Origin of the sequence: Ensifer sp. ENS09, assembly GCF_014852425.1 — a bacterium.
In the GTDB taxonomy this organism is placed as follows: Bacteria; Pseudomonadota; Alphaproteobacteria; order Rhizobiales; family Rhizobiaceae; genus Ensifer.
The window spans coordinates 397,046-418,876 of the sequence record NZ_JACVBP010000004.1 but is presented as its reverse complement, the minus strand read 5'-3'; the positions used below and the strand labels follow the sequence as shown (position 1 = coordinate 418,876).

20 protein-coding genes are annotated in these 21,831 nt (G+C 64.0%); 7 read left to right on the top strand and 13 right to left on the bottom strand.

The genetic code is table 11. The annotated features are described in order from the left end of the window. Position 1 precedes the first annotated feature (1 nt). On the bottom strand, positions 2-718 hold the full coding sequence (locus IB267_RS22275; protein WP_371742625.1) for a phosphoribosyltransferase: 717 nt from the start codon (positions 716-718) through the stop codon (positions 2-4). Between the two features lie 155 nt (positions 719-873). On the opposite strand from IB267_RS22275, the gene IB267_RS22270 reads away from it, so the two are divergent. Beyond that, positions 874-2,049: a M20 aminoacylase family protein gene (locus IB267_RS22270; protein ID WP_192449616.1), complete on the top strand. Its 1,176-nt coding sequence runs from the start codon at positions 874-876 to the stop codon at positions 2,047-2,049. A 135-nt stretch (positions 2,050-2,184) separates the two neighbouring features. Here IB267_RS22270 and IB267_RS22265 read toward each other — a convergent pair whose 3' ends face one another. The 7 genes from IB267_RS22265 to IB267_RS22235 form a co-directional block, all read right to left on the bottom strand. Next, complete coding sequence (locus IB267_RS22265; RefSeq protein ID WP_210335993.1) at positions 2,185-3,942, bottom strand: adenine deaminase; 1,758 nt, start codon at positions 3,940-3,942, stop codon at positions 2,185-2,187. 26 nt (positions 3,943-3,968) lie between these two features. After that, the gene (locus tag IB267_RS22260; RefSeq protein WP_192449614.1) at positions 3,969-4,889 is read right to left on the bottom strand and encodes a nucleoside hydrolase; all 921 of its coding nucleotides are present in this window, start codon (positions 4,887-4,889) and stop codon (positions 3,969-3,971) included. 6 nt (positions 4,890-4,895) lie between these two features. Continuing rightward, entirely contained in the window at positions 4,896-5,924 is a 1,029-nt protein-coding gene (locus IB267_RS22255; protein ID WP_192449613.1) for an ABC transporter ATP-binding protein, read from the bottom strand. Next, positions 5,917-6,696, bottom strand: coding sequence for an ABC transporter permease (locus IB267_RS22250; RefSeq protein WP_192449612.1), 780 nt, complete (start codon positions 6,694-6,696; stop codon positions 5,917-5,919). The genes IB267_RS22255 and IB267_RS22250 overlap by 8 nt, the downstream gene beginning before the upstream one ends. Further along, positions 6,693-7,520, bottom strand: a complete 828-nt coding sequence (locus IB267_RS22245; protein WP_043613763.1) for an ABC transporter permease — start codon at positions 7,518-7,520, stop codon at positions 6,693-6,695. The genes IB267_RS22250 and IB267_RS22245 overlap by 4 nt, the downstream gene beginning before the upstream one ends. Before the next feature lie 104 nt (positions 7,521-7,624). Beyond that, entirely contained in the window at positions 7,625-8,647 is a 1,023-nt protein-coding gene (locus IB267_RS22240) for a PotD/PotF family extracellular solute-binding protein (RefSeq protein WP_192449611.1), read from the bottom strand. Then, positions 8,644-9,723: a LacI family DNA-binding transcriptional regulator gene (locus tag IB267_RS22235; RefSeq protein ID WP_192449610.1), complete on the bottom strand. Its 1,080-nt coding sequence runs from the start codon at positions 9,721-9,723 to the stop codon at positions 8,644-8,646. Before IB267_RS22235 ends, IB267_RS22240 begins: the two co-directional genes overlap by 4 nt. A gap of 432 nt (positions 9,724-10,155) precedes the next feature. Here IB267_RS22235 and IB267_RS22230 point away from each other — a divergent pair, with 432 nt between their 5' ends. The 6 genes from IB267_RS22230 to IB267_RS22205 all read left to right on the top strand — a co-directional run bounded on the left by IB267_RS22230 (position 10,156) and on the right by IB267_RS22205 (position 16,182). Then, positions 10,156-11,700: an ABC transporter substrate-binding protein gene (locus IB267_RS22230; RefSeq protein WP_192449609.1), complete on the top strand. Its 1,545-nt coding sequence runs from the start codon at positions 10,156-10,158 to the stop codon at positions 11,698-11,700. Between the two features lie 218 nt (positions 11,701-11,918). Next, complete coding sequence (locus tag IB267_RS22225) at positions 11,919-12,884, top strand: ABC transporter permease (protein WP_192450022.1); 966 nt, start codon at positions 11,919-11,921, stop codon at positions 12,882-12,884. Continuing rightward, on the top strand, positions 12,881-13,732 hold the full coding sequence (locus IB267_RS22220) for an ABC transporter permease (RefSeq protein WP_192449608.1): 852 nt from the start codon (positions 12,881-12,883) through the stop codon (positions 13,730-13,732). Before IB267_RS22225 ends, IB267_RS22220 begins: the two co-directional genes overlap by 4 nt. Then, positions 13,729-14,541, top strand: coding sequence for an ABC transporter ATP-binding protein (locus IB267_RS22215; RefSeq protein ID WP_192449607.1), 813 nt, complete (start codon positions 13,729-13,731; stop codon positions 14,539-14,541). Before IB267_RS22220 ends, IB267_RS22215 begins: the two co-directional genes overlap by 4 nt. After that, positions 14,535-15,281, top strand: coding sequence for an ABC transporter ATP-binding protein (locus tag IB267_RS22210; protein WP_192450021.1), 747 nt, complete (start codon positions 14,535-14,537; stop codon positions 15,279-15,281). Before IB267_RS22215 ends, IB267_RS22210 begins: the two co-directional genes overlap by 7 nt. A 193-nt stretch (positions 15,282-15,474) precedes the next feature. Next, positions 15,475-16,182, top strand: coding sequence for an OmpW family protein (locus IB267_RS22205; RefSeq protein ID WP_192449606.1), 708 nt, complete (start codon positions 15,475-15,477; stop codon positions 16,180-16,182). Between the two features lie 62 nt (positions 16,183-16,244). Here IB267_RS22205 and IB267_RS22200 read toward each other — a convergent pair whose 3' ends face one another. The 5 genes from IB267_RS22200 to IB267_RS22180 all read right to left on the bottom strand — a co-directional run bounded on the left by IB267_RS22200 (position 16,245) and on the right by IB267_RS22180 (position 21,624). Beyond that, positions 16,245-16,664, bottom strand: a complete 420-nt coding sequence (locus IB267_RS22200) for a CBS domain-containing protein (protein WP_043613745.1) — start codon at positions 16,662-16,664, stop codon at positions 16,245-16,247. An 82-nt stretch (positions 16,665-16,746) separates the two neighbouring features. Continuing rightward, positions 16,747-18,915, bottom strand: coding sequence for a glycoside hydrolase (locus IB267_RS22195; RefSeq protein ID WP_192449605.1), 2,169 nt, complete (start codon positions 18,913-18,915; stop codon positions 16,747-16,749). Further along, on the bottom strand, positions 18,912-19,910 hold the full coding sequence (locus IB267_RS22190) for a glycosyltransferase (protein ID WP_192449604.1): 999 nt from the start codon (positions 19,908-19,910) through the stop codon (positions 18,912-18,914). Before IB267_RS22190 ends, IB267_RS22195 begins: the two co-directional genes overlap by 4 nt. A 77-nt stretch (positions 19,911-19,987) precedes the next feature. After that, entirely contained in the window at positions 19,988-20,350 is a 363-nt protein-coding gene (locus IB267_RS22185; protein WP_192449603.1) for a VanZ family protein, read from the bottom strand. A gap of 173 nt (positions 20,351-20,523) precedes the next feature. Beyond that, complete coding sequence (locus IB267_RS22180; protein ID WP_246810820.1) at positions 20,524-21,624, bottom strand: glycosyltransferase family 4 protein; 1,101 nt, start codon at positions 21,622-21,624, stop codon at positions 20,524-20,526. Positions 21,625-21,831: the final 207 nt, after the last annotated feature.

Sequence of the window (21,831 nt, the reverse complement as noted above, 5' to 3'; positions counted from 1 at the left end):
ATCAAGCGCCTCGCCAGCTGCCGTCCTCGTTGCGGGTGAGCAGAGGGGTCTGGAAGACGCCGGCGACGCGCTCCGGCCATTGCGGCGCGCGGTCGGCGAGCGGCTGGCGCCAGCGCTCGGTCTGCAGCATGGCGGCGCCGATCGCGACCGGCTCGATGCCGCAGGTCTCCATCAGCGTCAGCCCGGCAAGGATCGACGTGCCGCTCGAAATCACATCGTCGATCAGCACCACCCGTTTTCCTTCCAGCAACGGCAGCATGCGCGGATCGACATAGAGCCGCTTCTTCTGGTCGGGCGTCGTAATCGAGGAAAGTGGGACGGAGAGGTCGTCGACATACCAGAATTTTCTCGAGGTCCCGAGCGGCACGTAGCGGCTGTGGCCGAGCTTGCGGGCGACGGCCGAGGCGAGCGTGAGGCCGAGCGTCGGCAGGCCGGCAACAACCTCGGGCTCATAGGGCGCGAGCTTGGCGGCCAGTTCCGTTGCCAGCGCATCCTCGACGGCAAAGCTCGCCTGATTGACGATCATGGAGGCCAGCGCATGCTTGCCGTCGGAAAGCGGACGGATCGGCAACAGGATCTGACTGCCATCGCCGAGCGACACCGGGAAGAAATCGCGATAACCCGCCTGAATGTCGAAGCTTTTCGGCGGGTAGATTTCCTGCCAGAAGTCGTGGGGCTGCATCGGTCCGGTCCTCGTCTGCGCGCTTTCGCCCGAAATGAAAGGCGATCAAAAAGGCCGGCTTGCTGTTCTGGTTCCGGCCGTTTTCGTCTATACCGTTTGCGACTTCGATCAAACCGAAAGGGCGCCGCGGCTCAAGCAAAGCACGCGGAATTCACAAGCCCCTTCGCGCAATGACATGGGAATGCCAGCCGATGCGCCTGCCAGACGGAATAGCCGACGACCTCACCTTCCTCACCGACTTCCGTCGCGACCTGCATGCCCATCCGGAACTCGGCTTCGAGGAGGTACGCACCAGCGATCTCGTTGCCAAGTGGCTTGAGGATGCGGGTCTAAAGGTCCACCGAGGCTTGGGAAAAACCGGCGTCGTCGGCACGCTGCAGGTCGGCAACGGCACCCGCTCGATCGGCCTTCGCGCCGATATGGATGCGCTCGCTATGCCGGAAATCGCCGACCGTCCCTACAAATCCCGCGAAGCCGGCAAGATGCATGCCTGCGGTCATGACGGCCACACGACAATGCTGCTCGGCGCTGCCCGCCATCTGGCTAAGACCCGCAATTTCTCCGGCACCGTGCATTTCATCTTCCAGCCGGCAGAGGAAGGGCGTGGCGGTGCGAAGCGCATGGTCGAGGACGGCCTCTTTGAGCTGTTCCCCTGCGACGCGGTTTACGGCCTGCACAACATGCCGGGTCTCGATCCGGACGAAATGGCGGTCGTAGCCGGCCCGCAGCTTGCGTCTTCGGATAGCTGGCGGCTCACCTTCCGCGGCGTCGGCACCCATGGGGCCAAGCCGCATCTCGGCCGCGATCCGGTAACGGCGTCAGGCACCTTCCTTGCCTCGCTGCAGTCGATCGTCGGCCGCGTCGTCGACCCCTTGCAGCCAGCCGTCGTCAGCGCCTGCTCGGTGCGCGCCGGCGACCCGAAGGCGCTTAACGTCATCCCCGATATCGTCGAGATTGGCGGCACGGCGCGCGCCTATACGCCCGAGGTGCGCGACCAACTCGAAACGGAGATCGGCCGTCTCGCGCGCGGTACGGCAGAGATGTACGGGATTTCCGTCGACTACGAGTTTGAACGCCGCATTCCGCCCGTCGTCAACGACGGCGATCCCACTGCCCGGGCGTTGAAAGCCGCTCGCGCCGTCTTTGGCGACAAGACCCGCACGGCGTTTCCGCCGTCGACCGCCGGTGACGACTTCGCCTTCTTCGGGCTGGAGGCGCCCGGCTGCTACGTCTGGCTCGGCAACGGCCCCGCCGTCGATGGCGCGCTGCATCACAACACCGCCTATGATTTCAACGACGAAGCGATCGGTCCGGGCGCCACCTTCTGGTCGACCCTGGTGGAGCAGGAACTGGCACAGGCGGAGTAACGCGTGCATCGCGAAGATGCTCGCGGGAACCCGTGTTCCAAGGATTTAGAGCCTGCGCTTAAAGAGCGAGGGTGCCCGCCTTGATGGAAGTGACGTCGGACTTCAAAGGCCGCCCAGGCAGGGCGGCCTTGAATGTCAGGCTTCAAGGATCTCCAGGATCGGGCTTTCCATGACCGTGCCCGTCGCCACGTCGGCGATGCCGCGATCGGTCTGGTGCGGGCCGGCGTTGCAGGCAAGCGTCGCGCCGAAGCAGGCCTTGAAGACCAGGTATGGCGGCTGCCAATCGACGATGCGGCCGACCGCTTCGCGGAGTGCTGCAAAGCGATCCGCCACCTCTTCCAACGGCGTCTCGGAAACCAGCCCGGCGAGCGGCAGCGGCAGGAGCGCATCGACCTTGCCACCGGACGCAACGGCCATGCCGCCGCCGGCAGCAATCACCGCATTGGCTGCAACCGCCATATCCTGCGCATTGCCGCCGAAAACCGTGAGGTTGTGGCTGTCATGCGAAACCGTGGTCGCAAAAGCGCCGCGCCAGGTGCCCCAGCTCGACAACAGACCAACGCGCGGTCGACTGTCGGTGCGCCCATGGCGATGCGCGACGGCGATCAGAGTCGTGCCCTCAGGCGGAACGACGAAGCCGCCCTCGACCTGAGCAACGGCTTCGCCCCACTGGGTGAAGCGCGGCCGGTCGATGGTCGCGACGCGGACCCTGGTGCCGTCGGCAGGAATGCGGAAATCGTCATCCGAAAGCGGCGCGATCTTCATCGTGCCGTGCAGGGTCTCGGCGGCGATGCTGCTCAGCGGCTCGATCATCCGTCCGGTATCTGCAACCATTTTGCCATCGACGATGACGGTGCGCGCACGGAAATCAGCAAGATCCTCGAAGAGCACGATATCCGCCCGCCGGCCCGGCGCCACGAGCCCGAGATCGTGACGGCCGAGGCGCACGGCGCCGTTCAGCGTTGCCGCCCGAAGCGCCCATTCGGCGGGCAGGCCGTAGCGCACCAGTCGACGAACGACGTCGTCGAGGCCGCCGGCATGGGCGAGATCGTCCGGGAAGACGTCATCAGTGCAAAGCGTTACCGTCTGAGGAAGATGGCCCAGAGCCTTGATCGTTTTGACGAATTCCGGCAGCAGATGATCGTGCGAGCCGCGCAGTTCGATCGAAAGCCCTGCCCTGAGTTTTGCCAGCAGATCGTCGCCGGAAACGAGTTCATGGTCGGAGCTGACGCCCGCGGTCACGAAGGCCTGGAGATCAGACCCCGCAAGGCTGCGCGCATGGCCATTGACTGGCTTGCCGGCGGCAAGCCCCGCCTGAACGATCCCGGTGATCCGCGCCTCACCGTCGATGACGCCGCGCATGTTCATCATTTCGGCGATGCCGCCGATTTCCGGCCAGCTCAAAATGTCGGCGATCACGTCGGCGTCGAAATCGGCACCGGCCAGCTCCAGGCCGGGTGCTGACGGCACGCTCGACGGTGCCAGCAGCACCGTGCGCAACGGCAGATCGCGACTTGCGTTTGCGGCCCAGCGCACGCCGGCCACGCCGTTGACATTGCCGAACTCATGCGGATCCCAGACGACGGTCGTCACGCCACGCGGCAGCACCGCATTGGCGTAGGTCGCCGGCGTCACCATCGAGCTTTCGACATGCATGTGCGTGTCGATCAGGCCGGGCGAAACGAAAGCGCCGGTGGCATCAACGACGGTTACTGCGTCACTGCGCGCGCCCGGTTCGTGAACGCTTGCGATCAACGATCCGACAAGGCCGATATCGGCCGGGCGAAACTCTCCGGTCACCACGTCGATGAGCGTGCCGCCCGATATTAGAACGTCGAACGGCTCGGCACCACGCGCTGCCGCCACTGCCCGGCTACGGAGCGCCGCATCCATCAGGTCCTGAGGCTGCTCTATGGAACTCACTTCTGCGCTTCCTTCATCAAAGCGCCCAGGATCTGAGCCCTGGTCGTCTCGACATGGGCATCGACGGCATATTCGGCATTGAAGATCGCATGGCTTTCGCGTGTTTCGACGACGGTGCGCCCGCGGGCCAGCGTCCCTCCGAGTTCGACATCGATGCGCGCCTTGCGAAACGAGATTGCGCCCGGATTGACGAAGGCAACGGCAGCGCAAGGGTCGTAGATCGCCATGCCCGGCCGGCCGCGGCTTGTGCCGATCGAGATGAAGCCGGCAAGCAAATCGGCGATGAGGGCCGCGTGGGCGCCACCCGCCGAGCGGATCGGCGCGACGTCATCGGGGTAGGCAAAGACCTTGCGGCAAAGATCGAGATCGACCATGCGCAGCGGCAGGCCATGCGCGATCACGATCGCCAACGCTTCCGGATCGGCAAAGGCGTTGAACTCGGCGGATGCCGTATGGTTGCCGCTGGTGACGCCGCCGCCCATCCAGGTGAGGTCGGTGATCCGGCTGGCCAGGTCCGGGCGGGCAAGGCAAAGGGCAGCGAGATTGGTGAGCGGCCCGAGCGCCAGAATCCGCTTCGGCCCCTCCTGCTCCAGCCAGGCGCAAAGTGCCGCAAAGGCGTCGCTTACCGCCAAGGCGTCAGCCTCCGGCAGCGTCAATCCCGCTGTCGGCATGCCGGCTTCGCCAAGGATGCGTTCGGCAGTTTCGAGCTTGCCGAGCACCGGCAGGGCGCGCCCCTCATGGATGGGGAAGGCCCAGCCGAAAGCGCGCGCGGCGCCGGCAGCGTTGCGCTTCACCTGGTCAAGCGGCGTGTTACCGAAAACCAGCGAAACGCCGTCGATCTCTTCACCGGCATGAAGGACGACAAGCACGGCGGCAATGTCGTCGAACCCCATGTCCGTATCGATCCAGACACCCATCGGACCTTACCCGAACTTCTTGAGGCGTGCGGCCTTCTCGACCGGCAGGTCGAAGGCGATGGCAGAGCCGGTTTCACGGGCTGCAAGCGCTGCGTCCTCTTCCGCTTTGATGGCGCCGAGGGGCGTATCGAGCAGATACTCGCGCGTACTGCCGGAGAAAGAGGCTCCGCGCACAGTGCCTTGGAAAGGACCTGAACCAAGGGTCACCATGCGCGGACGCCACGCAAGCCCTGCCGTGTCAGGCGGCAGGGATCCGGAAAGATCGATCGGGCCGTTTTCGGCCTTCAGCTTGCCGCCCTCGACGGCAAAGATGTTTTCGAAGCCGACGAAATCGGCGACGAAGCGCGAGATCGGGCGATTGTAGATATCCTCGGGGGTGCCGATCTGCTCGATCGCGCCGTTCAGCATGACAACGATGCGGTCCGCCAGCGACAGGGCCTCGCCCTGGTCGTGGGTGACGAAGATCATCGTGACGCCGGTTTCCTTCTGCACCCGCTGCAGTTCCGTGCGCATTTCGAGGCGCAGACGCGCGTCGAGGTTCGACAGTGGCTCGTCGAGAAGCAGCACCTTCGGTTCCATCACCATGGAACGCGCCAGTGCCACACGCTGCTGCTGGCCGCCCGAAAGCTCGCCCGGCTTACGGGCGGAGAACTTCGAAAGCCCGACGGACTTGAGACCAGCCGTCACCTTCCTCTCGATATCGGCTGCCGGCAGCTTCTTCAGCCGCAGGCCGAAAGCGACATTTTCGAACACGGTCAGGTGCGGGAAGAGCGCGTAGGACTGGAAGACGAGGCCGACGGAGCGCTTGTTGGCGGACACGCGGGTGATGTCGGCGCCATCGAGCTTGATCGCGCCTGAGGCCGGCGACAGCAGGCCGGCGATCGAGCGCATTGTCGTCGTCTTGCCGCAGCCGGAGGGCCCAAGGAAGGCCACCAGTTCGCCCTTGCGGATCGAAAGGTCGAGGTCCTTCACTGCAACGGTATCGCCATAGGCGAGCGTCAGTTTTTCAAGGCTGAGGAAGGGGGCGTCAGACATAGCGAGAGAATCCCAGGAAGCGTTCGGCAAGAAAGACGATGCCGATGGACATGAAGGCGAGCAGCGCGGAGAGGGCGGCGACCGACGGATCGTAGGTGATCTCCATGTAGGAGAGCATGTCGATCGGCAGTGTGCGCACGCCCGGGCCGGAGAGGAAGAGCGATACCGGCACCTGGTTGAAGCTCGTGACGAAGCCGAGGATGAAGGCGGCGAGGATGCCGCTGCGGATGTTCGGCATCACCACGCGGAAGAAGGCCCCGGCGCGGGAGGAACCGAGCAGCACAGCCGCCTCCTCGATGTCGGAGCGCAGGTTGTTGAGGCTCGCCGAGACGACCCGTACCGCATAGGGCAGAACCAGCGCGGTGTGGGCGAGAAACAGCGTCAGCGTGATGTTGAGGCCAAAGGGCACGACGATGTAACGCAAGAGCGCCAGGCCGACGATGATACCGGGCACGATGATCGGCAGCGAGACGATCGTGCGGATGGTTTCGCCGAAAGGCAGCTTGTAGCGCGACAGCGCGTAAGAAGCGGGAACGCCGAGCACGAGAGCGGCCGCGGTACCGCCGATCGCGAGCAGCATCGAGATCGCGAAACTCTCCTGGAAACTCTCGACCGTGAAGACTTTGGCGACCCACTTGAACGAGAAGCCCTGCGGCGGGAAGGCCAGCGTCTCTCCGCCCGAAAGTGACGCGGCAACAATGATGAAGAACGGCCCGATCAGGAAGGCGATCACCAGGAAGAGGACGAGCGGCGTAAAGATGCGAGGGGTCATCGCTTGTTCCTCGCAGTGGCAAGCCGTTTCAGGAGAAGATTGGCGGCAAAGCTCATGACGATCAGGATGAACGCGATGACGCTTGCGGCGACGAAGTCGTTGGCGACGGTGACGCGCTGGTAGAGCAGCGTTTCAAGCATCAGAACCTTGGAGCCGCCGAGGATCGCAGGCGTGATATAGGCGGTCAGCGAACCGGTGAAGACCAGCGTTCCACCGATCACAAGGCCTTCCTTGGTCAGCGGCAGGATCACCTTGAAGAACACCTGGAACCAGTTGGCGCCGAGAACACGCGCCGCCGGGATCGCATCCTTCGGCATGTTCTCGAGCGCGCTGATCAAGGACAGGATCATCAGTGGCAGGAACAGCTGCAGCAGGCCGATGAACACGGCTGTCTCGGTGAAGAGGAAGCGGATCGGCTCATCCGAAAGGCCGACGAGCTGGAGCGCCTGGTTGACGATGCCGGTGCGGCCGAGGATGACGATCCAGGCATAGGTGCGCGCAACCGACGAGATCATCAGCGGCAGCACGACAAGGCCGATCATCTGTCCCTTGTTGCGCGGCGACAGATTGACGATCGCAAAGGCCGCGGCATAGCCGATGACCGCCGAAACAACGGTAACCATCAGGCCGAGCCGGAAGGTGCGCAGGAAGACGGTGCGGTTCAGCGGATCGGAAAAGAAGGTCGTATAGGCCGACAGCGACCAGCTGTCGGCGCTGCGAAAGCCTTCCGCCAGCAGGATCACCACCGGCGCCAGAAAGACGATCGCCGCAAAGACCGCTGCGGGCAGAGCGAGCGCCAGGGCTTCGGCGCGGTTCTGGAACATCCTTCTTCCTTTCAAGGCATTCCTGGGCGCTTCTCATCGCGCCCGTCGCATCAGGTCTCCACCGGCGGTCCGTGTCCGCCGGTGGAGGTCGCAAAGGCCTGGACTTACTGGCCGACCTGGGCGTTCCACTCCGACAGCCACGCTTCGCGGTTGTCGAGGGCGACGGCCGACGGGATCAGCTTGAGATTCTTCACGGTCTCTTCGCCGTAGGTCAGGTTTTCGGCGATCTCGGGCGAGACCTTCACGTCCTTGTTGGCCGGGCTGTCGACCAGCTTTTCGGCAAGGGCCGTCTGGATTTCGGTCGAGAGCCAGAAGTCCATGAACTGAAGTGCGAGATCCTGGTTCTTGCCGCCCTTGGTCAGCACCATCACGTTCATGCCGCCGGTCTGGCCTTCCTTAGGCGTTGCCCACTTGATCGGCAGGCCGAGCTTGGTGAAGCCTTCCCAGGAGAAACGACCGATCGGGGCGGCCCAGATTTCTTCCTGCTGCATCAGCTGCACCAACTGCGAGGACTTGACGTAGAAGGTGACGATCTCGTCCTTCTTGGCGCCGACGGCGGCAATCGCCTCCTTGAGGTCAGGCGTGTTCTTGCCGATGGCTTCGCCGACCATGTAGAGCGCCGGCGGGCCCTGGTTGGTGGTGACGTTCGGGAACGCCACGTGGCTGGCGTTCTTCTCGCTCAGGAGGTCGGCCCAGGAGTTCACTTCCATCTTGTCCGAGCGGTAGACGATCGACGTGGCGTAGAAGGTGTAGCCGACGCTCATGCCGTCGCCGTTCGGATCCTTGGCGAGGTCGTAGAGCTTGTTGAAGTTCTGGAGCTTCGAGGTGTCGATCTTTTCGATCAGATCGGCCCGGGTGGCCGAAAGCGCGTCAGCCATCGACACGACGGCCATGTCGACGACCGGGCTCGCCTTGTTGGCTTCCATCTTGGCCAGGCGCTCGACGCTGTTGCCGGTTTCGACGACGAGCTTGCAGCCGCACTTCTGTTCGAACGGCGTGTAGACCAGTTCCTTGAAGGCGTCCTGGGCAAAGCCGTAGACCGAAATGGTGAGCGTCTTTTCCTGGGCAGATGCGGCGTTGGCGGTAACGAGCAAGAGCGCGCTTGAGGCGAGCAGGAACTTCTTCATGGCTGGGGTCCTCCTTCAGTGACGGATGTGGCTGCGGTGACAGTGGTATGAACGGGTTGAGACGCGGGCGGCGCTGCGGCCGATTGCCGGACGACCAGGTGCATCGGCACCTTGGAGGTCGCCGCCGTAACCGGCGCACCGATCTCAGGATCGGACGGGTCGCGCTCGCTGATCGCCTTGACGAGCGCTGCGACGGCGACCGCCGCGATCTCGGTCATGTCCATGCGCGCCGTCGTCAGCGCCGGCGTGATGACCGGCGACCAGATCAGGTCGTCGAAACCGGTGACGCTTGCCTTTTCCGGCACATCGATGCCGGCGCGCTGCAATTCGGTGAGCGCCCGGAGCGCATGAAGATCGGAGATGCAGGCAAAGGCGGTGTAGCCTTCGGCCACCTTATCGGCGAGGCCGAGCGGACAGCCCTTGCCGGCCGCCTTTTCCAACGGCTCGATCCAGAGCGTATCGGTATGGCAGCCCTCGCCGAAGACAGAGCGGATGCCGCCGGCGCGGTCGTTCTGTACGTTCGAGGCGGGATTGTTGCCGATGATCAGCACCCGGCGGTGGCCGAGCGCCTTCAGATGCTCGGCGATCTGCTGGCCGCCACCCCAATGGTCGGCAGCGACCGTGTTTCCGGGGGTCGAGGGCGTATCGATGACGGCGACCGGACAGCCGACATCGGCGATGCGGGTGCCGCGCCTGGGCACGATCACGAGGCCATCGACGTCGCGATCGATCAGACGCTCGATCGCCTTGGTCTGGGTCGAGACGTCGCCGCGGGAGTCGGCGATCAGCACGCCATAGCCCGACGACGAAGCGGCGAGCTCGATTGCCTGAGCGATCTGCGGGAAGAGCGGATTGGCGATATCGGGAAGGACGAGACCGAGAACGCCGGTGCGGCCGGTGCGCAGCGCCCTGCCCGCCTGGCTCGGCACATAGCCGAGCTCGGCAGCGGTCGCGCGGATTTTTTCCACCATCTCGGCGGAGACGCGCCCCTTGCCGGAGAGCGCGTTGGAAACCGTCGCCGCGGAGACGCCCAGCGTTCTGGCAATCCTCGTTAGTTTTGGTCCGGAACGCGCCAAGACAGTGTTCCCGCTATCGCGTGATTAAACGATTAATCAGCCGATATATCAGAATCTGCCGACTGTCGAATCCTTTTGTCGACTCGTTGCATTTTGCAATTTTCGAGGGAAAACCTACGCGAACAACAATCGATTTCTGCCTGACGCCCGGCGTTCACAGTCAGCGGAAGAAAATCGCGCCAACTCCTCAAGGGCGCGCGGGCCTATCAAGGCCTGCCTGATATATCTCTGTTCACACCGCGCGATGAAAAGCGAAATGCGCATCTGCCCAACCGCCGCAATCGCGGGTACAAATTTCAACTTCGCCTGACAAAAGAAATCAATTTTCCCACTAAATTACTAGGGAATAAGTATGATGCACGGCAATCGTCCGATGGCTAGAATTCGGCGGCGGTGCGATCCGCACAACAGGCATAAGCAGGAGTTTGGGACATGACTGGCACTATCATCGGCTTTGGCAAGACCACGGGACAGGCCCGCCGGGCGCGCGGCGCAACCTTGGCAGCCACCACGTTGGCACTGGCTCTTGCGTCGAGCACGGCCGTTTTTGCCGAGGACGCGAAGTTCGATCCCAACGCCTCGATCACCATCGGCTCGCTTTATGAGCCGCAGAACCTCGATAACACTGCCGGCGCCGGCCAGGGCATCAACGAAGCCTTCAACGGCAATGTCTATGAGGCGCTGTTCACGCTGACCGACGCAGGCGACGTTCAGCCGGGTCTCGTGGCTGAGCAGAGCGTCAGCGACGATGGCCTCACCTACACTTTCAAGCTTCGCCCCGGCGTCACCTTCCACTCCGGCGATCCTCTGACGGCCGCCGACGTCAAGTACAGCATCGAGCGCGTAACGGCCGAGCAATCCAAGAGCTCGCGCAAGAAGAGCCTTGCAACCATCAGCGCCATCGAAACGCCCGATGACCAGACGGTCGTCGTCAAGCTGTCCGCCCGCTCGATCTCGTTGCCCTACAATCTGAGCTATGTCTGGATCGTCAACGATGCAGCCAAGGATCTGAACGCGGGCGAAGACGGCACCGGCCCCTATCGCCTCGACGAATGGCGCCGCGGTTCGTCGCTGGCGCTCGTCCGCAACGACAAGTACTGGGGCACGGCGCCGACCAATGGCGAAGTCGTCTTCCAATATTTCACCGATGCGACCGCGCTCAACAATGCGCTATTGACCGGCGCCGTCGACATCGTCACCAGCGTCCAGAGCCCGGACTCCATTGCCCAATTCAAGGACAATCCTGACTTCACGGTCACTGCAGGCCAGTCGACGACCAAGGAACTGCTCGCGTTCAACGACCGCGTCGCCCCCTTCGACAACGTCAAGGTCCGCAAGGCGATCGCCCGTGCCATCGACGACAAGAAGCTTCTGACCTCGATCTGGGGCGAATACGGCACCCTGATCGGCTCCTTTGTTCCGCCGACCGATCCCTGGTACGTGGACCTGACCGCCGTCGACGCCTATGACGTCGAGAGCGCCAAGGCGCTCTTGAAGGAAGCGGGCTTTGCCGATGGCTTCACCTTCAAGCTCGATACGCCGAACTACGATCCGCACCCGATCGTCGCGCAGTTCATCCAGAGCGAACTCGCAAAGGTCAACATCAAGGTCGAGATCAACGTGATCACCGCCAACGAGTGGTACACCAAGGTCTACAAGGCGCATGACTTCCAGGCCACGCTGCAGGAGCACGTCAATCACCGCGACATCGTCTTCTACGGCAATCCGGATTTCTACTGGGGTTACAACAATCCCAAGGTCGTCGATCTGATCAAGGCGTCGGAGGCCGCCGCCAACACCGACGAGCAGACGGCGAAGCTGAAGGAAGCCAACACGATCATCGCCGAGGATGCGGCCAGCAACTGGCTCTATCTCTACCCGCAGATCGTTGTCTCGAACTCGGCCGTGACCGGTTACCCGGTGAATGGACTGAACTCGCAATTCTTCGCCTTCGGCATCAAGAAGAGCGAGCAGTAAGCGGCAGCGCCGTCCGGCGTGCACCCCACACCGGTGCACGAACAGCAGCCCCTGGATCCATTCCGGGGGCTGATTGCGTTTCGCGCCAATTGTCCGGGCAATTCGCCGTCCTTCCACAGGCGCGACCAAAGATAGGCCGTGCTCTAGCCTGCCCGATCTTTTTGGTGCAAAAGCCAGCTCTCTGATCACGGCCCCCGTGAGAAGAAAGGAATGCAGCCATTCTCACCTATCTCGTCCGCCGCTTTGCCATTCTGCTTCTGTCGCTGCTGATCGCGGCGGTGGTGCTGTTCGTGCTTTTGCGCCTTTTGCCCGGCGATCCCGCCAATGCGCTTCTCTCTGTCGGCGCCGATGCCGTGCAGATCGAGAAGGCGCGCGAACAGGTCGGCTCGAACCTGCCGCTCTGGCAGCAGTTCCTGCGCTTTGCCGGCAGCCTCGCCCGCTTCGATCTCGGGACCTCTTTTGTCAGCGGCAAGCCGGTGATCGAGGAGATCGCGGCGCGGCTGACGGTCACCGTGCCGCTGGCGCTGATGGGCTTCGTGCTCGCCATCCTGATCGCCGTTCCGCTCGGCATCCTCTCGGCCGTCAAAGCCGATCGCTGGTATGGCGGACTGATTTCAACCGTGTCGCAGCTCGGTATTGCCATTCCCGTCTTCTGGGTCGGCATCCTGCTGGTCACGGTGTTTGCCGTCACCTTCCGGCTGTTCCCTTCGGGCGGCTTTCCCCGCCGCGGCTGGCAGAACGAGGGACAAGTGTTTTATGCGCTTGCATTGCCCGTCATGACGATCGGCCTCGTCATGGGCGCGTCCCTGCTGCGCTACGTACGCTCGGCGACCCAGGATGTCCTCGGTAGCGACTATCTGCGCACCGCACGTGCCCTCGGCGCCAGCTTCCCCGAGGCGCTCATTCGTCACGGCATCCGCAACGGCGCCGTGCCGATCGTCTCCATTCTCGGCATCGAGCTTGCAACGACACTGCTCGGCGCGGTGGTCGTCGAGCGCGTCTTTGCCCTGCCAGGCCTTGGCTCGATGCTGCTGCTTGCGATCGAGCAGCGTGACTATCCGAATGTTCAGGGCGTGCTGTTCATCTCCACCCTGCTGGTGCTGCTCATCGGGTTTGCCGCTGATCTCACCCAAAGGCTGATCGATCCGCGTCTGCGCGAACGCGCCGTCGGAGGCAATGCATGAGCCCCGTCGACACAGCCGTTTCCGCGCCGAAGCGCCAGCGCTCGCTGGCCCTGACCGTCGGCCTTGCCCTCGTCGGCCTCAACGTCGCCGTCGCGGTACTGACGCTTTTCTGGACGCCCTATGATGCGCTGAATGCCTCGGGTGGACGACTGGAAGCGCCGTCACTTTTGCACTGGCTCGGTACTGACCGCCTGGGCCGCGACCTGCTTACCCAGTTGATGATCGGCGCCCGTACCGCTCTGCTGGTCGGCACTGGTGCAGTTGCGATTGGTGCTGCGATCGGCGTCAGCCTCGGCGTTGTCGCCGCCTTCGCCACGCGCCTGGCCGACGACGTGATGGCTGCGACGCTCGATATCCTGATCGCCTTTCCGACCCTGCTGCTTGCCATGCTGGTGGTGGCGGCAAGCGACAGTGCCAGCCTCTGGTCGGCGATCCTGGCACTCGGGCTTGCCATCTCGGCGATCGTTGCGCGGCTGACCCGCATCCTCGCCAAGCGCGTGCTTAGGCAGGACTACATCGTCGCTTCGCGCACATCGGGAACCTCCTGGGGCGGCGTCGTCTTCCGCCACGTGCTGCCTAACATCTGGCCGACACTGTCGGTCAATTTTGCCCTGCAATTCGGCCTCGCCGTCATCGCGGAGGCGTCGCTCTCCTATCTCGGCCTTGGCGCACCACCACCGAATGCCTCCTGGGGGCGGCTGCTGCAGGAAGCACAGGGCACCGTCTATACGGCTCCGATCGGCGCGATCGCACCGGGCATCGCCCTCGTCGCGCTCGTCATCGGCATGAATCTTCTGGCTGACGGCCTGCGCGATATCGCCGATCCGACGCGGGGGAGATCGCGATGACAGCGCTGCTCGACATCCAGGGTCTCACCATCCGCGCCGGCGACAAGCCTCTGGTGTCCGACCTCTCTTTCGCCATTCGCCCCGGTGAACGCATCGGCCTGATCGGTGAATCCGGTTCCGGCAAGTCGATGACGGCAATGGCCGCGACCGGCCTGCTGCCACCGTCGATCGCGGTCACCGGTTCGATCACTCTTGACGGGCAACAGGTTGTCGACGCCACCGACCGGGTGATGAACCGGCTGCGCGGCGTCGCCGCAGCGGTCGTCTTCCAGGAGCCGTTGACCGCGCTCGATCCCCTGATGAAGATCGGCCGGCAGATCGCCGAACCGGTTCGCCGACGTCTGGAGCGAGACGGCGGCAAGGCAACGAAGGAGGCGGTTCAACGCGAAGTCCGCGACCTGATCGCCAAGGTGGCATTGCCGCAGCCCGACCGCATCATCAATTCCTACCCACACGAAGTGTCCGGTGGCCAGCGCCAGCGCGTGGCCATCGCCATGGCGCTTGCCTGCCGCCCGAAGCTGCTGATTGCCGACGAACCGACAACGGCACTCGACGTCACGACGCAGGCCGAGATCCTGAAACTGCTGGACCGGCTGGTGCGCGAGACCGGCATGGCGCTTCTGTTCATCAGCCACGACCTGCCGGTCGTCTCCCAGGTGGTCGAGCGTGTCATCGTGCTGAAGAACGGCATCGCTGTCGAAGAGGGCCTGGTCGGTTCGGTATTCGGCAGACCGCAGCACGACTATACCAAGACCCTGGTCGAGGCCGCCCGCCTGTTCGACGAAGCGCTCGGAGCAACCGGATCATGATGCTCGATCTTCAAAACGTCAGCTTCGGCTACTCCCGCCAGCAGACCACCCTCGACAACGTCTCGATATCGGTGCGACCGGGAGTGAGCATCGGTCTCGTCGGCGAATCCGGATCGGGCAAGACGACGCTGCTGCGACTGATGCTCGGGCTCATTCGCCCGACGAGCGGCACCATTCGCTTCGGCGAGGAAGCCCTCGACACCGGCAGCAGCGCCTTCATGCAGCGCTACCGCCGCGCCGTGCAACCCGTTTTCCAGGATCCCTATTCCTCTCTCGACCCGCGCCAGCGGGTGATCGACATCATCGGCGAGCCGCTAAGGTCGCTGCGGATCCCGGGCGACCGGACGCAGGCGGTCACCGCGGCACTCGAAGCGGTCGGGCTTCCTGCCGATGCACTCCGCCGCTACCCGCACGAGTTTTCCGGCGGCCAGCGCCAGCGCATCGCCATTGCCCGCGCCATCGTCGCCCGCCCTCAGATCGTCCTTGCCGACGAGGCGGTCAGCGCGCTCGACCTTTCCACCCGCATCCGCATCGTCGAGCTGTTCAAGACACTCGCCGAAAAGTTGACGCTGGTTTTCGTCTCGCACGATCTCGGCGTCGTCGCGGCCCTCTGCGAAGAGATGGTCATTCTGGAGCGTGGCAAGGTGGTCGAAAGCGGCAAGACCCGCGACATTTTGGCCGCCCCGCAACATCCCTATACGCAGCGTCTGCTTGCCAGCATTCCGCGCATGCCCGCCTGACAGGGGATTGGCGCGGATATCGCGTCTTTGGCCGAATCCACCTTTTTCCCCAAGGGCTTGATGATTCGCGTCCGCATTGATCCAGGACAACCGCTGAGACGCCCTGTTGAGCATAGTGCCGTCGGCCGCAGAATCCCTGCCGCCGAACGCCCTGACCGGCGATGTTCAACTTCTTCTGGGGGTCCGGAAAATCATGCCTACTCGCGCCATTCTGCCATCTGCCATCCTTTTCGCCGCGCTTGCGGCACCGCTCGCGCTCGCGACGGCGGCAGATCTCTCCGAGCCGGGCGCGGTCGCGGCACCGGAAATGCCACTGGCAAGCGAGCCCGGCCCTTGGATGATCCGTGGCCGCGCGCTCGCTGTCCTGCCTGACGACAAGGGCACGCTCTATCTCAACGGCAGCGCACTCGACGGCGAAAAGGTCGGCGTCAGCAACTCCGTCGTGCCGGAGCTCGACATCACCTATTTCTTCACCGACAACATTGCGGCCGAACTGATCCTCGGCACGACGCCGCACACCGCGCGCGGCAGCGGTTCGATCGCCGGCCTCGGCGAGATCGGCAAGGCCTGGCTGCTGCCGCCCACGCTCACACTGCAGTATCACTTCAACGTCACCGACGAGATCAAGCCCTATGTCGGCGCCGGCGTGAACTACACGATGTTCTACAACGAGAAGCCCCGCGGCGATTTCTCCAGCTTCAACCTGAAAAACACCTTCGGCGTGGCGCTTCAGGCGGGCGTCGATATCAAGCTCGACGACCACTGGGGCCTGAACTTCGACGTAAAAAAGCTGTTCCTGGAGCCTGAGGTCAACGCCACCCTGCCGGGCGCCGGTGCCGTCAGCGGCAAGGTCAAACTCGATCCGTGGCTGATCGGCACCGGTATCAGCTACCGGTTCTGACAGCCTCGAACGAAACGGCTGGCGGCGCCTATTCAAAGGCGCCGCGAGCTGCAAAGCCGACGTTAGACGTGATGGGCCGTGACGGCCTTGGCGAGTTCGCCCGACAGTTGCTGGCTACCGGCATGGGAGACATCCCCCAGCGACAGCATACCGACCATGCGCTTGTCCTGGTCGATCACGGGCAAACGCCGCACCTGTTTCGCCTCCATCAGATGGACGGCATGTTCGATCGTCTCGTCCGTGCGGCAATAGACGATATCCCTCGTCATCACGTCCCGCGCCGTCATCGACGCCGGGTCCCGCCCGTTGGCAAAGGCGCGCAGCGCAATGTCGCGGTCCGTGACCATGCCGATCAGGCGGTCGTTTTCGCCGACCGGCAACGCGCCGATGTCCTCGTCGCGCATGATACGCGCGATTGTCTTCAGATCGGTTTCCGGAGAGATCCAGCGAGCGCCGGGATGCATGGCTTCCGATATTCTCATCTCATCCTCCTGTGCGTGAAAGCGGCGGAGCATAGGCCGACATCGTGGCCATTCATTGATCCAGCGAAACGTGGCGCTACCCCTATCGCAGTTCGAGGAGGAAATAGGTGGTCGGGCCGGAGGGCCCGTTGTTGGAGAGCCGGAAGGCGACATTGCCCGTGCCTTGCACCACCGGCGCATGCACGTTGCCGTCGAGGCCCACCGGCGAAACGCTCCAGTTCCCTGCGGTTCGCGCCAGCGTCAGATCGACATAGCCTTCGCGCAGCCGAACCGGCAGCCGGCCAAAATCCTCGATCACCTTCTCCTCGGTATCGCGAAACGCCATGCCGGTGTTTTGCGCATCGGTCGCAAAGATCAGCAGCAGGCGCCGGCCGGTGGCGAGCCCTGCATTCGCATCGAGCGCCGAGATCGCAACAAGCCCGTTGCCATCGGCCCGCTCGACCCTGAGCAGACCGAGATCGATCGGCTCCCGCAGCGTCGAGAAGGCGGCGGCCGCGGTCCTGTCGGTGACGACGCGCAATTGGCCGGCAAGGCGGTTCAACAGGATTTCACCGGTACTGCTCTGGTAAATGCCGGTATCGATGCTGGTGCCGTTATCATCCGAAAGCGCACCGTCTTGGCGCAGGCTGTCGAGTATCCCTTCGCTGTCCTGCTGGCGCGGTTGCTTTACCGCAGGCACATCGCCGAGCCGGTTCGCCTCTTCAAGACCGACCCGCCCGACCAGCGCGAGGTCCGTCAGGCGCTCCGGTTCGCGCGCCTGCATGTCGTCGGAAAGATCCTCTTCTCCGCGCACCGCAAACGGGACGGTAGCGGCTGAGGTCGCCACGTCGCCGCGGCGGTAGAGAAGCGCCGACAGCGTCTCGCCGGCGCGCGCGACGGGATCGAGCGCAATGGCGTAGGGCAGCATTGCCTTCTTGTGCGGGAACGGTTCGCCATAGGAAAGAACGATCGGGCCATGGCCGTGGCGGCAGAGCGCATCCCAGCCTTGCAGGGCCGCATAGGCCGGCATCCCCAGCCCGGCCTCGTAGCGGTAGCGGTTCCAGAAGAGGTGATCGTACTCGCTGACGAGGAACGGTCGGTCGAGCCAGCGCGTTGCCGCGATCATGCGGATGTAATTCACCCCGTCGGCGATCGAACTGACCTGTGTGGTCTTGCTGCCGGGCGCATAGCCGCTGACCCAGTCGTGATAGGTGTTCATGGTCACGGCTTCGAGGCCGCGCCGGCTGAGCGACGCCTGAACCGTCGGCCAATTGTTGTAGTTGCTGATCAGGCCGCGGTAGCCGAGCCCGCGTAGCACCTCGCCCATGCGCGCGGCCGTCGCCGCTTCCGTCTCGGTAAAGAACGCCTGCAGATCGCGCAGCCGCGGGCCGGGAACGTAGCGGTCCGCCGGCAGCGCCACGGATCTCGCTTCGATCGTCTCGTCTGGGCGCAGATCAGGCCACGCCTTGGCAAGCGCCGCGGTCGATCCGTAGCGTTTGGCCAGCCATGCGTTGAACGGCTTGGCAAGCTGCGGATCATAGGGCGGCTTGCCCGGCCGATCGTGCACGACCGTGTCGAACTCCATGCCGTTCTCGTTGGCGAGAATGACGACCGCGAGCGCGTCGTCGCGGATCGGCGCCAAGCCCGTATAGGGGTTTACGCGCCCGAGGATCGCCTCCTGCATGCGCTTCCAGTGATCGAACGCCCGCTCGTCGACAAACAGCTCGAGCTTGAGGTTGCCGCCATCGTCCCAGCGATCGTCAAAGCCGCCGTAAACGCCGCGCAGGGACGACAGGCCGTCCATCATCCAGTAGATGCCGTTACGCTTCAGCGCCGCCAGCAGATAGTGGATGCGGTCGAGCGTCTCGGGGTCGAAATCGAAGTCCCGGTCGCGACCGAACATCAGGCTGCCGTCGACGAAATGCAGCCGGGCGAGATTGTAGCCGCGCATCGCCAGTTGCCGGGCGTAACGATCGGCGGTTTCGTGATCGGGAAACCCGCCGGAGGCCGGGCTCCAGGCAAGCGACGCACAGAGCATGCGCTCCGGCTTGTCCGGTGACTTCGCGAAGGCAAGCCGTCCGCCGGCACCGGCGACCAGGCGGTGATCCGCATCGATCGTGCCGTTCGGCAGGAAAGAGGAAAAATCGAGAGGGCTGCCAGCCTCGAACTCAAGCGAGATTTCCCGCACGGGAAGCCACGGGTCCGATGCCTGCGCCGGCGAGCAGACGGCAGCAAGCGCCACGGCTGCCGCCGGCAGTGGCTGCCACCTCATGCCGGGGCTCCGAGCAGCTTGCTTTCGATCGGCGCGTCAGGCTTTCGCCGTGCCCGGAAGAAGCCGACCGGCAGCGCCGCCGCGTGGAAGAACCAGGCGACGACAGTGTAGAGCCCCATGCTGAAACCGCCCTTGCGCAGGCTCATCAGCCCGACGACGCCGGTAAGGATCGCAAGGACGATGCCGAGCGCAAGGAGTTTGTCGGGCACGAACAGCAGGATCGCCAGCGACGCTGCCCACCAGAGATAGACCAGCGCCCAAAGCTTGAGCTCCGGCAGTTCCCGGACGAGCTGGAAGAAATAGGGCTGGCCGAGCGAGGCGCGCAGCAACTCCCCGATGCCGAACAGGTACTTGCTCTTCCAGCGGCGCACGAGCAGGCGGTAGGAATTGTCGGTGTGGCCGAAATGCTGGACGAAGCGCCGGTCAAGGCGATGCAGCTTGAAGCCGGCGCTTCTGAGCCGGATGCCGAGGTCAAACTCCTCATAGCCGTGCAGGTTGCGGTCGGAGAGATAGCCGACTGCCTCGATCGCCGACCGGCGATAAAGCCCGCCGCCGTTCATGCGGTCGATCGCGCCGATCCGGTTTTCCGGTGAATTACGGGTGACCCGCCGGGAAAATTCGAGGTTGGAGGTCAGCATCTCCTGCACATGGCCGGTAACACCAGCCACTGTGGGATCGTCGGCGAGGAACGCTTCTGCCACTTCGAGGAAATCGTCGTCCAGCAACATGTCGCCGTCGAGCAGGCAGATATGTTTGTGGCGCGAATATTGGAAGCCGAGTTGCGGGCCGATGCCGCAGCTCGGAAGCGCCGGTGGGCTGATCTGGGCGATGACAACAGGATAGCGCGACGCGATCTCCACTGTCCGGTCCCTGGAGCCGCTGTCGGCCACGATGACCTCGCCGCCAACTGTTTCGAGCGCCTTCAACGCGCTTTCGATCGTCGCAGCGATGCGCTTTTCTTCGTTCAGCGTCTTGATGATGACGGATACTGCCACGCGATCCCCCAGTCTCGACGGAGCGCAGGCCTGCTCCGGTTGCCGCCGATCTTACCGGCGATATTTTGCGTTTTGGTTTACCGCCCCAGCAGCCGCAGCAGCGGCAAACGAAAGCGATAGAGGAACCAGCCGCCAAAGACGCCACAGGCGCCGCCGAGAAGCTTGACCATCACATCCGTCAGGCGTGCGTGGCGGTCAGCAGAAACCATCTGCAACAGTTCGAAGCCAATGGCGGTCGCAAAGACCAGAACCAGCACGAGCGCCAGCCGCCGCGGATAGGCGATCGCAAACAGCAGGCCCAGCAGGCCGAAGGCCCCGAAACGTTCGAGATGGACCATGTGCCCGATGCGCGGCCGCAGGTCGAGCGGCGACATCGTCGAATAGGCGATCACGGCAAACAGGATCCATGCGAAAAGGCTGGCGGCGCGTTTGATAGTCATTGTCGGCTTGTCTTCCAGGCGGCGTGCGAGGCACGGCAATTATCGAACGATCGGCGATGGCGCCTGCGCGTTCATCGCGTTGCGGGGGCGCGGTCGCATTCTTGAGGAGAGCGGTGTGCGGTGAACGCACGAGGCAGGCTCCGGCCGGCGACACGGCGGACGCGAACGCCCGGCTACTTCGCCAGCAACGCGCTATACACCGCCGCGGTCCTTTGCGCCACATTTGTCCAGCTATAGGCGGCTTCGGCGTGCGCGGCGCGCTCGCGCACCTCCTCGTCGCTGAGCGGGGCTGCGAGCTTGTCCACGATGCCGGACGCCAGCGCATCGATATCGCCCAACGGGAAATATTCGTCGGGCGCCAGCTCCAGTTCCTGATTGGCGACGATATCGCTTGCCAGAACCGGCAGCCCGTAGGCCATCGCCTCGAGCAGTGCAATCGGCATGCCCTCGTGGCTGGAAGGCAGCACGAAGAGGGCGGCATTGTCGAAGAGTTCCGCCAGCCTGTCGCCCGTCTGAAAGCCGGTGAGCACGACACCCGGCACGTCGCGCGCAAGCGCCCTCACCTCCTTGGCATAAGGCGTCTCGAACTCTGCGCCGCCGGCAAGAACGAGCTTCGTATCGCTGAGGCCGCACTTGGCAAAAGCACGGATGAGATCGAGCTGCCGCTTTTCCGGAACCAGCCGGGCGGCGAGCAGGATATAGCGCCGCCGTTCAAGGCCGAACTCCGCGAGAATGCCGGCCTCTCCCGTCGGCGGGGTGACCTGGACGCCGTTCGGCACCAGCGTCATCGCAACATGGTGCCGGGCGTGCATCGTCTCGGCGATGTCCTTCGAGATCGCCACGCGTCCGTTCGAGAACCGCATGCCGAGGCGCTCGCCGAGCTTCAGCGTGCGCCTGGCGAATCCGCCCCATTTCTGCCGGTCATAATCGTAGCCATGATGGGTCACCACGACCTTGAGACCGAGCAAGCGCGCAAGCGGCGCCATCAGCGCCGGGCCGATGGCATGAATGTGCAGGACATCCGGGCGCCGCCAGGCGGCGAGCCAGACCCCGAGGAAGGTATGGACGATCGCTTCCAGCGCCATACGGCGCGGCGCCCAGAGAGGAACGACGTCCACTCCGTTCCAGGCGTAAGCCTTGCGATCCTCCAGATAGCGGCGGCGTCCGACCACCTCGACGTCCCAGCCGTATCCGAGCAGCTTGCTCGCCAGCATTTCGACGTGTTTCTCGACGCCGCCCTGAACGTTGGGGATGCCGCGCAGGCCCAGCATCATCACGCGCTTGCGCTCACCGCGTGCGGCCAGCGCGCCGCTCTGAGCGGGGTGGCCGTGCTGTCGGCCAGCGCGTGCGGCGCTAGGCAGGGGTAGCCGGCCGGCGCCGTCCGACAGTCCGGTCTGTACCATCTCCTGCGCAATCACCGGCTGTTGCTGGCGATGACTTCGCGAAACATCAGACTTTCTGCTCATGTGTCGCCTCGAAGG

What these genes read in the sequence shown, in the direction of transcription:
- IB267_RS22270 (WP_192449616.1), top strand. Translation starts at nt 874, where the DNA reads ATGCGCCTGCCAGACGGAATAGCCGACGACCTCACCTTCCTCACCGAC.
- IB267_RS22265 (WP_210335993.1), bottom strand. Translation starts at nt 3,942, where the DNA reads ATGGATGCGGCGCTCCGTAGCCGGGCAGTGGCGGCAGCGCGTGGTGCC.
- IB267_RS22260 (WP_192449614.1), bottom strand. Translation starts at nt 4,889, where the DNA reads ATGGGTGTCTGGATCGATACGGACATGGGGTTCGACGACATTGCCGCC.
- IB267_RS22255 (WP_192449613.1), bottom strand. Translation starts at nt 5,924, where the DNA reads ATGTCTGACGCCCCCTTCCTCAGCCTTGAAAAACTGACGCTCGCCTAT.
- IB267_RS22250 (WP_192449612.1), bottom strand. Translation starts at nt 6,696, where the DNA reads ATGACCCCTCGCATCTTTACGCCGCTCGTCCTCTTCCTGGTGATCGCC.
- IB267_RS22245 (WP_043613763.1), bottom strand. Translation starts at nt 7,520, where the DNA reads ATGTTCCAGAACCGCGCCGAAGCCCTGGCGCTCGCTCTGCCCGCAGCG.
- IB267_RS22240 (WP_192449611.1), bottom strand. Translation starts at nt 8,647, where the DNA reads ATGAAGAAGTTCCTGCTCGCCTCAAGCGCGCTCTTGCTCGTTACCGCC.
- IB267_RS22230 (WP_192449609.1), top strand. Translation starts at nt 10,156, where the DNA reads ATGACTGGCACTATCATCGGCTTTGGCAAGACCACGGGACAGGCCCGC.
- IB267_RS22220 (WP_192449608.1), top strand. Translation starts at nt 12,881, where the DNA reads ATGAGCCCCGTCGACACAGCCGTTTCCGCGCCGAAGCGCCAGCGCTCG.
- IB267_RS22215 (WP_192449607.1), top strand. Translation starts at nt 13,729, where the DNA reads ATGACAGCGCTGCTCGACATCCAGGGTCTCACCATCCGCGCCGGCGAC.
- IB267_RS22205 (WP_192449606.1), top strand. Translation starts at nt 15,475, where the DNA reads ATGCCTACTCGCGCCATTCTGCCATCTGCCATCCTTTTCGCCGCGCTT.
- IB267_RS22200 (WP_043613745.1), bottom strand. Translation starts at nt 16,664, where the DNA reads ATGAGAATATCGGAAGCCATGCATCCCGGCGCTCGCTGGATCTCTCCG.
- IB267_RS22195 (WP_192449605.1), bottom strand. Translation starts at nt 18,915, where the DNA reads ATGAGGTGGCAGCCACTGCCGGCGGCAGCCGTGGCGCTTGCTGCCGTC.
- IB267_RS22185 (WP_192449603.1), bottom strand. Translation starts at nt 20,350, where the DNA reads ATGACTATCAAACGCGCCGCCAGCCTTTTCGCATGGATCCTGTTTGCC.
- IB267_RS22180 (WP_246810820.1), bottom strand. Translation starts at nt 21,624, where the DNA reads ATGATGCTGGGCCTGCGCGGCATCCCCAACGTTCAGGGCGGCGTCGAG.